The organism is Alcaligenes aquatilis (assembly GCF_003076515.1).
GTDB classification, from domain to species: domain Bacteria; phylum Pseudomonadota; class Gammaproteobacteria; order Burkholderiales; family Burkholderiaceae_B; genus Alcaligenes; species Alcaligenes aquatilis.
This window is the reverse complement of sequence record NZ_CP022390.1, coordinates 3,067,941-3,080,183: the sequence shown is the minus strand read 5'-3', so window position 1 is coordinate 3,080,183 and position 12,243 is coordinate 3,067,941. Positions and strand designations below refer to the sequence as shown.

Sequence of the window (12,243 nt, the reverse complement as noted above, 5' to 3'; positions counted from 1 at the left end):
GCCACGGCCTGAGCCCCTCAAGCGACAGGCCATTATTGGCAGCCAATGTGCTTGTGTCGAAACCCCACAAAAAAGCCCCTGCCAGCACGGTACTGGCAAGGGCCTTTGAACTTTGGCTTAGTAGGTTTTAGAACGGAATATCGTCATCCATATCGGCCAGATTGTCCGACATAGGAGCGGTATTACGTGGAGCCTGTTGTTGTTGCTGCTGCTGTTGTTGTTGAGGCGCTGGACGCTGAGCACGTTGCGGTGCCGGCGCACCACCACCGCCACCACCGTATTCACCACCGCCCATACTGCCACCACCCATCTCACCACCACCGTCGCGGCCACCGAGCATTTGCATTTGCTCGGCGATAATTTCCGTGGTGAAACGCTCCTGACCGTCCTGGCCCGTCCATTTACGGGTGCGCAAACGACCTTCTACGTAGACGGGGCGGCCTTTGCGCAGGTATTCGCCCGCGATTTCAGCCAGACGGTTATAGAACACCACACGGTGCCATTCGGTTTCCTCGCGGCGCTCGCCGGAGGTACGGTCTTTCCACTGCGAAGTCGTGGCAATGGAAATATTGCAGATGGCCGAGCCTTCTGCGCTGTAGCGTACTTCTGGGTCGCGGCCAAGATTGCCCACCAGAATGACTTTATTTACCGATGCCATGAAAAAAATCCTGTAGTCAAAAATTCTATATCAAGCCGTATTATCGTGGATTCGTGCCTTAATTAACACTCCCTCCCCACTCCAGGAAGGGCCGTTTTGTCCACGCAAACGATCCCGTTACGGCACCTTGAACGGCGTATATGGCTAAGCACCCGGCAAAGTCACCTGTTACGCCCAGCTCTTGATTCTTGAGGCCAATCCGGCCACTTTACTTGCTGCTGCCTGCCACGTCTTTGCACAAGCGTAACAGGCAATACCTTCTAATATTTATCTTTGAAACCACGCGCGGTCAGCAACCACAGCACAGCCAACGCAGCGCCGGTCCATAACACCCATTGGGTGAGCCCTCGCCCAGCCAGCACGCCCCCGATCAGGCCTCCGGCAAACACGCCCAGGGACTGGGAGGTGTTGTAAAAACCCAGCGCCAAACCTTTATATTCTGGCGGCGCGACGCGCGACACCAACGAAGGCTGCAAAGCTTCCAGCACGTTAAAGCCAATAAAGAAAAAAGTCAGCGCTGCCACCATGGGAACCAGCGAGTCACGCGCCCAAGGCATGACGGCCAGCACCACAATCAACAGCAAAACGGCCAGTTCCAACGCGTGTTTGTGACGTTTGCGGGTCTCTGTCCAGAACACCGCAGGCACCATCAGCACAAAAGACACCAAGATAACGGGCAAGTACACCTTCCACAAATCCTGAGTGCTATAGCCGCCCAAGGTAGCCAGAATGCCCGGCACCACAATGAACAGGGACATCAGGATAAAGTGCAGACAGAACACGCCAAAGTTCAGTCGCAATAAGTCCAGGTGACGCAGAACCTGTCCGGCCGTGACCTGCACAATCGAGGCTGGCGCTTTAGGCGCACTGGGCACCACAAAAGCAGCAATCAACAAACAGACAAAGCCCAGCAAGCTGATGGCCCAGAACAGTCCCGACAGGCCAAATTGCCCTACCAACACCGGCGAGAGCACCAGCGAGACGGCAAAGGACAGGCCAATAGACCCGCCTACCATGGCCATGGCGCGTGTACGTACTTCGGGGCGAGTGGAGTCGGCTACCCAGGCGGAAATGGCTGCCGACACCGCCCCCAGACCTTGAATACAGCGACCTACCGTCACCCAGTCAATATTCTGTGCCAGCGCCGAGATCACCCCGCCGACCACGAACAAGGCCATGCCGATGACAATAATCGGCCTACGCCCAAAACGGTCTGATGCCATCCCCAAGGGAATCTGCAAAACAGCCTGGGTCAGACCATAGGCACCCAATGCAAGACCGACTCGCGCGGCATCGTTACCGCCGGGCAGGGAATGGGCAGCAACCGCAAAAACCGGAGTCAGTAAAAACAGACCCAGCATTCGACAGGCAAACAGCAAAGCCAGCAAGATGCTGGCCTTGCGCTCTTGCTGAGTCAGACTCAAGCGCTCTGGGCGCGATCCGGCCGTATTCATGGTTTGGTGTGTACTCATTTAATACTCTGTCACAACTGGGCTAGCAGAGAGCCCGGATACCCGTTCACATAAATTCTGACGCAACGCGCTATAGTAGCAAGTTGCCTTTTGACAAGCCTAAATAAAGCGATGGAAGCCATCCGCATTCGTGGTGCCCGTACCCACAACCTGAAAAACGTCTCCGTAGACCTGCCACGCCACCAATTGGTCGTGCTGACAGGGCTGTCCGGTTCTGGGAAGTCGTCTCTTGCCTTCGACACCTTATATGCCGAAGGCCAGCGGCGCTATGTGGAAAGCCTGTCCGCTTATGCACGTCAGTTTTTGCAACTGATGGACAAGCCAGATGTGGACTTGATCGAAGGTTTGTCGCCTGCCATTGCCATCGAGCAAAAGGCAGCAGGTCATAACCCGCGCTCCACCGTGGGAACCACTACCGAAATCCACGATTATTTGCGCCTATTGTACGCGCGCGTCGGAACTCCTTACTGCCCGGAACACCACTTGGCCTTGCAGGCCCATAGCGTGAGCCAGATGGTAGACCAGATTCTGCAATGGGAGCCTGAATCCCGCATTGCCGTCCTGGCTCCCATGTACCGCGCCCTGGTGGGCGATCTGCAGCGGGAGCTGCGCGGTCTGCAAGCCCAGGGCTTTGTACGGGTGCGCGTCGATGGCGAGATCTCCAGCATTGAAGACCTGCCCGCGCTCAATGCCGAGCAGGCCCATGATCTGGATCTGGTCATAGACCGGCTACGTATCAAACCGGATAGCCAGCAGCGTCTGGCCGAGAGCCTGGAGACGGCTTTGTCCACCAGCAATGGCCGCTGTCTGGTGGTCAATCTGGATACCGGTTTGGAGCAACCCTATTCCAGCCACTACGCCTGCCCGGTCTGTGACTACTCCCTGCCCGAGCTGGAGCCGCGCCTGTTCAGCTTCAATAACCCGGCAGGTGCCTGCCCAGACTGTAGCGGCCTGGGACAAGTGGATGTATTTGACCCTGAACGGGTAGTGGCCTTTCCAGAACTGAGTCTGGCAGGCGGTGCCATTGCAGGCTGGGATCGACGCAATGCCTTTACCTATACCTTGCTGACCAGTCTGGCGGCCCATTATCACTTTGATATCGAGGCCCCCTTCGAGTCCCTGCCCGAAGAACTGCGCCGCACCGTGCTGTATGGCTCTGGCGCGGAAGAAATCCCCTTTCTCTATTTGAATGAGAAAGGACGCACCACAGTAAAAACGCACCCATTTGAAGGGGTCATTCCAAATCTGCAACGTCGCTGGGCGGAAACCGATTCCAGCGCCGTACGCGAGGAGCTAAACAAGCTGCGTCGCACCCAGACATGCCCGGCCTGCCATGGCGCACGTCTGCGTCTGGAAGCGCGTCACGTCCGTATTGGGGATGATCCCATTCCCAGCCATGCGGGGTGCCAGCATCATGCAGGCACCGTGTCTGCCAACCCAGCAGCCATCATTGTCGACACGCTGTCTGACAATGCCGTACAGTGCGTACAAACCAACTCTACAACTCAAGGACAAGCCAAGGGTCTGGCCATTTATGAAGTCGAAGCCCTGGCCTTGTCTGACTGCCTGGCCTGGTTCGAGCGTCTGTCGTTAACAGGCGCGAAAAAAGAGATTGCCGACCGCATCGTGCGTGAAATCCGCCTGCGGCTGGAATTTCTGAACAATGTGGGTCTGAACTATCTGTCTCTGGACCGCAGCGCCGACACCATTTCCGGTGGCGAGGCGCAGCGTATTCGTCTGGCCAGCCAGATCGGCTCCGGTCTGACCGGCGTAATGTATGTGCTGGACGAGCCTTCCATTGGCCTGCACCAGCGCGATAACGACAAGCTGATCCAGACCCTGCAGCACCTGCGGGACCTGGGTAATAGCGTGATCGTGGTCGAGCACGACGAGGACATGATACGCACCGCCGACTATGTCATCGACATGGGCCCCGGCGCGGGCGAACATGGCGGGCAAATCACCGCCCAAGGCACACCCGCAGAGCTGGCCCAGAACGCCAAGTCTCTAACCGGCCAGTACCTGTCCGGCAAGCGCCAGATTGCCGTTCCCAAACGACGTCCCGTTGACGACAGCCTGAACTGGCTGCGCCTGTACGGTGCCAGCGGCAATAACCTGAAGTCCGTTGATTTGGCAATTCCGGCCGGACGACTGGTCTGTATTACAGGCGTGTCCGGTTCGGGCAAGTCCACACTGATCAACGACACACTGGCAACCGCCTTCTCACATTTGCTGCACCGTGCCCATGCCGAACCCGCGCCCTACGAGCGCATGGAAGGGCTGGAGCACTTCGACAAAATCATCAACGTCGACCAAAGCCCAATTGGTCGCACCCCGCGCAGTAACCCGGCCACGTACACAGGCATGTTCACCGCCATTCGTGAACTGTTCGCCAGCGTGCCCGAGGCACGGTTGCGTGGCTACGACCCAGGCCGCTTCTCCTTTAACGTCAAAGGCGGCCGCTGCGAGGCCTGCCAGGGCGATGGCGTAGTCAAGGTAGAGATGCATTTTCTGCCTGACGTTTATGTACCTTGTGATGTGTGCCAGGGCCGTCGCTACAACCGCGAGACGCTGGATATTCGCTACCGGGGCCGCAATATCAGCGAAGTGCTGGACCTGACGGTTGAGCAGGCACTGGAATACTTTGATGCAGTCCCTGCGGTTGCACGCAAACTGACCACCTTGATCGATGTGGGTCTGTCCTACATCCGCCTGGGTCAAAGCGCGACCACCCTGTCTGGTGGTGAAGCGCAGCGGGTGAAACTGTCACTGGAACTGTCCAAACGCAGCACCGGCCAGACCTTGTATGTGCTGGACGAACCCACAACTGGCCTGCACTTTCAGGACATTGCTGTCTTGCTGGCAGTTTTGGACAAGCTGGTTGAGTCCGGCAATAGCGTGGTCGTGATTGAACACAATCTGGATGTGATCAAGACCGCAGACTGGATTGTGGACATGGGGCCAGAAGGCGGCCATGGCGGTGGGCAAATTGTGGTGCAAGGCCCCCCGGAGACTGTTGCTGCTTGCGAGCAAAGCCATACCGGGCGTTACTTGAAGCCTTTGCTGCAGCGTTAAAGCAAAACCTACATCTTGAAAATAGCGTCGTGCTCACGAATGGCATGACGGTCCGTCATGCCAGCGATGTAGTCAGCCACAGCACGAGCCTGTGCAATCGGATCTTCGCGCCTATGTTCGGCTGCTAATAGACGCGGATCATCCACAAACGCCTGAAACAGGTCACGCACGATGTGTTGCGCCTTGTTCATCATGCGCACCACTTTGTAATGACGGTACAGATTGGCGTGCAAAAAACGTTTAAGCTCATCGGCCTGGGCGCGCAGCTCGGGCGAAAAACCGGCCAGGCGCGGAAGGTTCCGGATTGCATCTGCACTATCGGGACGGTGTTCTTCCAGCTTGGCGCGCGTGGTTTCCGTTAAATCCACCACCAGGGTGTTGATCATGCCACGGATAATTTCAGCGACCAGCCGCTGGCCACTCAAGCCCGGATACTGAGCCTGCACATGCTCGTAATGCGCACGGAACAGGCGTAGTTCCAGCAATTGTTCCAAGCGAATCAAGCCAGAGCGCAGACCGTCATCAATATCGTGATTGTTGTAAGCAATTTCATCGGCCAGATTGGCCATTTGCGCTTCCAAAGACGGTTGGCTGCGATCAATAAAGCGCTGGCCGACTTCGCCCAATTCACGCGCATGCTTTAGGGAACAGTGCTTCAAGATCCCCTCGCGGGTTTCAAAACACAGGTTCAAACCATTGAAGGCGGCATAACGCTCTTCCAGCTCGTCCACGATTCGCAGACTTTGCAGATTATGCTCAAAGCCCCCGGCCTCGGGACGCAACTCCTGCATACAGCTATTAAGCGTGTCCTGGCCAGCATGGCCAAACGGAGTGTGACCGAGATCATGGGCCAGGGAGATGGCTTCGATAAGGTCTTCATGCAAACCCAGATTGCGGGCAATGGCCCGCGCCAGTTGGGCCACTTCCAAACTATGCGTCAATCGTGTTCGGAATAAATCACCTTCGTGGTTAATAAAAACCTGTGTTTTGTATTCCAGCAAACGAAACGCATTGCAGTGAATAATCCGGTCGCGGTCCCGCTGAAAGGCGTTGCGGCCTTGGGGCGCTGCCTCTGCGTAACGCCGGCCGCGGGACTGTTCAGGGCGACAGGCATAAGCGGCAAGCATTTGCATCGGTTTTACTCCTGTTCCACCGTTGTAAAGCGGGCCAATGCCTGGCGCACTACATCCGGCGCGACCGCCTGCACCTTGGCATGGCCTAATTTATCCAGCAGCACAAAGCGCAGTTGGCCGCCTTCATTTTTCTTGTCCACCTGCATCAACTCCAGCCAGCGGTCTGCAGGCCATTGTGGTGGCGTGATCGGGCATCCGCTAGCTTGCACCAGGGCTTTGATACGAGCGACATCCTGAGCCGGCAAACCACACACCAGAGCGGACAGCTCAGCAGCCATAATCATGCCGCAACCCACGGCTTCGCCATGCAACCACTGGCCGTAGCCCATACCGGACTCAATCGCGTGGCCAAAAGTGTGACCAAAATTCAAAATAGCACGCAGACCCGACTCGCGTTCGTCCTGTGAAACCACCTCGGCTTTCACCTCGCAAGAGCGGCGGATCGCATGAACAATCTGCTCCTGCTCCAGACGGCGCATGGGGGCGATCTGCTCCTCACACCAGTTGAAGAAATCCAGATCGTAAATCATGCCGTACTTGACGACTTCAGCCAGACCAGCGGAAATTTCGCGAGCAGGCAAGGTCTTGAGTACGTCCGTATCCACTTCCACGGCGATAGGCTGGTAGAACGCACCCACCATATTCTTGCCTAGCGGATGGTTAATGGCTGTCTTGCCACCGACCGAGGAATCCACCTGCGCCAGCAACGTCGTGGGGACCTGTACAAAGCGCACACCGCGCATGAAGCAAGCTGCCGCAAAACCGGCCATATCGCCAATAACGCCACCACCCAAGGCCACGATCAGGGCCTTGCGATCCAGATGAGCACCCAGCAGCGCGTCAAAAATCAGGTTCAGAGATTCCCAGTTCTTGTAGGCCTCGCCATCGGGCAGTTCGATCACATGAACGGGCTTGCCCGTTGCGGCCAGGGCTTGTTTGACCGGTGCCAGATACAAGGCTGCCACCGTAGGATTAGTGACGATCGCAATGGCAGACGTATCGGCTGGCACCGTGCCTGCAAGCTGCGCCAGACGCCCGGCGGCGATCTGGATGGGATAAGCGCCACCCTGGGCGTCAACATGCACTACAGACATTTAGCAACCTCGTTCTTTCAACTGGGACAATAAATGGCGCACCGCATGATGAACCGGCGCCGAGCCAGTTTCAAAGCGGATATCCGCCACTTCTTCATAGAGGGGTTCGCGCGCTTGCAACAGTTCCTGGATGCGGGCGCGTGGGTCCGCTGTTTGCAACAGCGGTCGGTTACGGTCTCGGGCCACGCGACGGTACAGCTCGTCTACAGTGGCACACAAGTACACTACGATACCGCGATCTTTAATGATCTGGCGATTGGCCTCGGACAAAATGGCCCCGCCTCCCGTTGCCAACACGATACCGCTCTGGCGCGAACAAATATCGAGCACCGCTGATTCACGTTTGCGGAACCCTTGCTCGCCTTCGAACTCAAAGATAGTGGACACTCGCACGCCGCTCCGGGCTTCCAGCTCGTGGTCAAGGTCCATAAACTCGCGTTTGAGCTCCCGCGCCAATTGGCGGCCAATGGTTGTTTTACCGGCTCCCATCATGCCCACTAAAATAATGGGACGTGGGCCAGTTTGTTGTAAATGGAGCAGCTCGGCGTCTGATAAAGGATCAGGATGTTCTACAGGCATCAGCTCGGCGGGTAAAGAGTGGTTCATTTGTGTATTATCCCATTAGCCTTCCCTAAGCACAGTCCGCTCGCTTAGTATTATTTTGTTACATTGATACTTGATTTGAGGCCCAGTCCTGCTGCGTTTGGACTTTAAAATCAGCCCTAATGAGTTCTTCTTCCCGCTCCCCCAATTCTAAACCCGAGCAAAGCTCCGGTTCCTGGCTTGCCCGCCTCATCATCAAGACCTCGGTCTTTTTTGTGGGGCTTGGTCTGTGTGCCGCCCTGCTCGGATCGCTGGCGCTGGCCTTAGCCTGGCCCAACCTTCCCGATCTAAGCGCCATGATCGACTATCGCCCACGGGTGCCACTGCGTATTTACACGGCGGACAAGGTGCTGATCGGCGAATTTGGTGAAGAACGCCGCAATGTGCTGCGTTTTGACGAAATCCCCGATGTCATGAAATCGGCCATTCTGGCGGCCGAAGACGACCGTTTCTACCAGCACGGTGGAATTGACTGGATGGGGGTAGGTCGCGCCGCCCTGGCCAATATGACCCACATGTCCAAGACACAAGGGGCCAGCACGATCACCATGCAGGTAGCACGTAACTTCTACCTGTCATCAGAAAAGACCTATACCCGCAAATTCTACGAACTGCTGCTGACCTTCAAGATTGAAGCAACACTGTCCAAAGACCAGATTCTGGATCTGTACATGAACCAGATTTATCTGGGTCACCGTGCTTATGGTTTTGCCGCAGCGTCGCGAACCTATCTGGGCAAGCAGTTGGGCGAGATCACAACGGCAGAAGCCGCCATGCTGGCCGGCATTCCAAAAGCGCCCTCGCGCTTTAACCCCATTGCCAACTTCGAACGCGCCAAAACTCGTCAAGCCTATGTACTGGGCCGCATGCGCTCGCTGGGCTACATCACCGAGCAAGAGTACCAAGACGCCCTGGCACAGGAAATCGTTGTGAAATCGGCCCTGGGCACGCCCGCCGGTGGCTATGCCATCCACGGTGAATACGCGGCTGAGCTGGCACGCCAGCTACTGTACGGCGTCTACCAGGACAATGTGTACTCGCGCGGTTTCAATATCTACACCACGATCCAGTCCACCGACCAGGAAGCTGCCTACCTGGCTGTGCGCAACGGTATTCTGGATTACACCCGTCGAGCTCCTTACACCGGCCCTCAAGGCCAAGTGGATCTGCCCGCTGATATTGAAAACGACCACGCTCAGTTAGATGCCATTCTGGACGACCTGCAGGACAAGTACCCCGATACGGGCGACCTGCTGACCGGCGTGGTGCTGGACGCCAGCCCCAACCAGATTCGTGTTGCCCGTACCGCCCAACAAATTATTGATGTCAACGACAAGCGCGCCTTGAAGATCGTGGCTCGCGGCCTGGTAAAAAATGCCAAAGCAGACGTACGCATCCAGCGCGGCTCCGTGGTTTATCTATTCCGCAATGACGATTACTGGGAAGTACTGAATATGCCTGCGGTGCAAGCTGCTTTTGTATCGGTACGCCCGCAAGACGGCGCTATCCAAGCCATGGTCGGCGGCTTTCACTTCTCAGATGGGAAGTTCAACCGCGTCACCCAAGCCTGGCGTCAGCCCGGCTCCGCCTTCAAACCCTTTATCTACGCGTCTTCACTGGAGCGCGGTTTAACCCCTGCTACCCAGATTTCGGACGAACCCTTTGTTCTGACCGCCGCCCAGACCGGCTCCAAGCCATGGACGCCCAAGAACTACGGGCGCAGGTACGAACCCATGCTGACCATGCGTCAAGGTTTGTACAAATCCAGAAACATGGTATCTATCCGTATCATGCAGGCCGTCGGCCCCAAGTACGTGCAAGATTATGTGACTCGCTTTGGTTTCGACAAAGCCCGTCAGCCTGCCGTTCTGCCGCTGGCTCTGGGTGCCGGTAGCGTGACTCCCCTGCAAATGGCCGGCGCCTACGCGGTCTTTGCCAATGGCGGTTACCGTACCGAACCCTACCTGATCGACTACGTCACCGACAGCACCAATAAAGTCATCATGCGTGCCAAGCCCGTTGTGGCGGGTGATGCCGCTGCACGCGCCATTGATGCCCGCACTGCTTACGTCATGAACGACTTGTTGCGCGGTGTGGCGACCTCCGGTACTGGCGCCCGCGCCTCGCGCACATTGAAGCGCACAGACATTGGTGGCAAAACAGGCACCACCAACGACTCTCAGGACGCTTGGTTTGCTGGTTACACGCCAGATCTGGTCGGTATTGCCTGGATGGGCTTTGACAGGCCACGCAGCCTGGGCTCAGGTGAAACCGGCGGTGGTGCCTCCATGCCTATCTGGATCAACTACATGCGCACTGCACTCAAAGACAAGCCCATCGTACCTCCCGGTCCTATGCCGTCTGGCCTGTCGCGCATCAACGGGGATTTCTACTTTGACGAATTCCCGCCCGGACAAGCCATTGCCCGTGTTGGTCTACCCGCTCCGGGTGACGACTTCCTGCAACAAGGCGGTGGGGATCAAAACGATGGGATTGGCGACCTGCTGCGGCAACTGGACTCTGACTCCGGCTCCTCGGGCGCTGAAACGCAACCCTTCGTCCCCTTCTAGATCCAGTACCCAAACGCCGGCACCGCCGGCGTTTTTTATGCTTTGCCCTTCAAAATGGCATAATGCTCTGCATTGTCCGCACTCGCTCAATACCTTATGAACAAACTACGTTCTTCCCGCCTGCTGGCCTTGCTGACACTTAGCGTTTTTCTCAGCGCTTGCGGCTACAAAGGCCCCTTGTATCACCCTCCTGCGCAGGAAGCGGCGGACGCCCAAACAGCGCCGCGCTGATTTCCGCCCTGCTCGCGCTTAACCTCTGTTATTTGACGACACCATGACCGTTGCACCTCACTTCCAATTTCAGAACAACACGCTGCACGCCGAGCAAGTTCCACTGAACAAGCTGGCTGAAGAATTCGGCACCCCTCTGTATGTGTACTCCCGCCAAGCCTTGCGCGACGCTTGGGAGTCCTATCGAGTAGCCGGCCAGGGCCGCAAGTTGTTGGTGTGCTATGGCATGAAGGCCAACTCCAATCTGGCCATTCTGCAAGAATTTGCCCGTCTGGGAACCGGCTTTGATATCGTGTCGGGCGGTGAACTGGCCCGTGTCATCGCCGCTGGTGGCGACCCAGGCAAAGTCGTGTTCTCCGGTGTCGGCAAACAGGTTTGGGAAATCGAAGCGGCCCTGAAAGCAGGCGTGAAATGCTTTAACGTTGAATCCGAAGACGAGCTGGAACGCGTTGCCCAGGTTGCAGAACGCATGAATGTGAAAGCACCTGTTTCCTTGCGCGTGAATCCGGACGTGGATGCCCGCACCCATCCCTACATCTCCACTGGTCTGAAAGGCAATAAATTTGGTGTACCTATTGATCAAGCACCTCGCATCTACGCCCGTGCCCAAGCACTGCCTAGCCTGGACATTGTGGGTGTGGACTGCCACATCGGTTCACAAATCACCGAGGTCAGCCCCTATCTGGACGCATTAGACAAGCTGATCAAGCTGATCCTGGCCTTGAAGGAACAAGGCGTGAATCTGACTCACCTGGATTTGGGCGGTGGTCTGGGCATTCGCTACACTGACGAAACCTTGGTTACCCCCACCCAATTGCTGACCGAAGTCTTTGCCGCCTTGGACAAGAACGGCCTGGGCCATCTGGAGATCGTGCTGGAACCTGGCCGTTCCATGGTGGGTAATGCCGGGGTACTGCTGAGCCGCGTGGAATACCTCAAGCATGGTGAGACCAAGAACTTCGCCATCATTGATGCTGCCATGAACGACTTGATCCGCCCTACCTTGTACGATGCCTGGCACAGCGTGGAAGCGGTAAACCCTCGTCCCGTAAGCGAGGACACCCCCCATTACGATTTGGTTGGCCCTATCTGCGAAAGCGGCGACTGGCTGGCCCGTGACCGCCAACTGGCGCTGCAACAAGACGATCTAATCGCCATTATGTCCGCCGGTGCCTACGCCTTTACCATGGCCAGCCAGTACAACACCCGCCCCCGTGCGGCTGAAATTCTGGTCGATGGGAATCAGGTCCATGTGATCCGCCCGCGCGAAACACTGGAAAGCTTGTTTGCCACCGAACAATTGCTCCCCTAAAGCCAGGGCAAGAATGCAGGTTACAACCATTCAGCCTTAAAGAACTCTCGAATCTGACCGTAAAACAGGCCGGGATTGCGCTGCCATCAGCAGGC

The 12,243-nt window shown here is 56.9% G+C and carries 9 protein-coding genes; 4 read left to right on the top strand and 5 right to left on the bottom strand.

What is annotated here, in order from left to right:
* Positions 1–127: 127 nt before the first annotated feature.
* Both ssb and CA948_RS14095 read right to left on the bottom strand, forming a co-directional pair.
* Positions 128–658 carry a single-stranded DNA-binding protein gene (gene ssb, locus CA948_RS14100; protein ID WP_108728333.1) on the bottom strand — a complete coding sequence of 177 codons (531 nt, stop codon included), beginning with the start codon at positions 656–658 and terminating at the stop codon, positions 128–130.
* A 260-nt stretch (positions 659–918) separates the two neighbouring features.
* Complete coding sequence (locus tag CA948_RS14095; RefSeq protein ID WP_094198120.1) at positions 919–2,130, bottom strand: MFS transporter; 1,212 nt, start codon at positions 2,128–2,130, stop codon at positions 919–921.
* Positions 2,131–2,241: 111 nt separating this feature from the next.
* Between CA948_RS14095 and uvrA the strand changes: the two genes are divergently transcribed.
* Positions 2,242–5,205 (top strand): excinuclease ABC subunit UvrA, encoded by a 2,964-nt coding sequence (gene uvrA / locus CA948_RS14090; protein WP_094198121.1) that lies wholly within the window; start codon positions 2,242–2,244, stop codon positions 5,203–5,205.
* An 8-nt stretch (positions 5,206–5,213) separates the two neighbouring features.
* On the opposite strand, the gene CA948_RS14085 is transcribed toward uvrA, so the two are convergent.
* From CA948_RS14085 to CA948_RS14075, 3 genes are read right to left on the bottom strand one after another with little or no spacing between them, the layout of a single operon-like run.
* Positions 5,214–6,338: a deoxyguanosinetriphosphate triphosphohydrolase gene (locus CA948_RS14085; RefSeq protein WP_094198122.1), complete on the bottom strand. Its 1,125-nt coding sequence runs from the start codon at positions 6,336–6,338 to the stop codon at positions 5,214–5,216.
* A 5-nt stretch (positions 6,339–6,343) separates the two neighbouring features.
* Positions 6,344–7,432, bottom strand: a complete 1,089-nt coding sequence (gene aroB, locus CA948_RS14080; RefSeq protein ID WP_094198123.1) for a 3-dehydroquinate synthase — start codon at positions 7,430–7,432, stop codon at positions 6,344–6,346.
* The gene (locus CA948_RS14075) at positions 7,433–8,038 is read right to left on the bottom strand and encodes a shikimate kinase (RefSeq protein WP_094198124.1); all 606 of its coding nucleotides are present in this window, start codon (positions 8,036–8,038) and stop codon (positions 7,433–7,435) included. It abuts the gene before it with no gap.
* Positions 8,039–8,157: 119 nt separating this feature from the next.
* Here CA948_RS14075 and CA948_RS14070 point away from each other — a divergent pair, with 119 nt between their 5' ends.
* From CA948_RS14070 to lysA, 3 genes are all read left to right on the top strand, one after another.
* Positions 8,158–10,605 carry a penicillin-binding protein 1A gene (locus CA948_RS14070; protein ID WP_094198125.1) on the top strand — a complete coding sequence of 816 codons (2,448 nt, stop codon included), beginning with the start codon at positions 8,158–8,160 and terminating at the stop codon, positions 10,603–10,605.
* A 96-nt stretch (positions 10,606–10,701) separates the two neighbouring features.
* Positions 10,702–10,836, top strand: coding sequence for an LPS translocon maturation chaperone LptM (lptM, locus tag CA948_RS14065; protein ID WP_094198126.1), 135 nt, complete (start codon positions 10,702–10,704; stop codon positions 10,834–10,836).
* Between the two features lie 43 nt (positions 10,837–10,879).
* Positions 10,880–12,148 carry a diaminopimelate decarboxylase gene (gene lysA, locus CA948_RS14060; protein WP_108728332.1) on the top strand — a complete coding sequence of 423 codons (1,269 nt, stop codon included), beginning with the start codon at positions 10,880–10,882 and terminating at the stop codon, positions 12,146–12,148.
* The last annotated feature ends 95 nt before the right edge of the window (positions 12,149–12,243 follow it).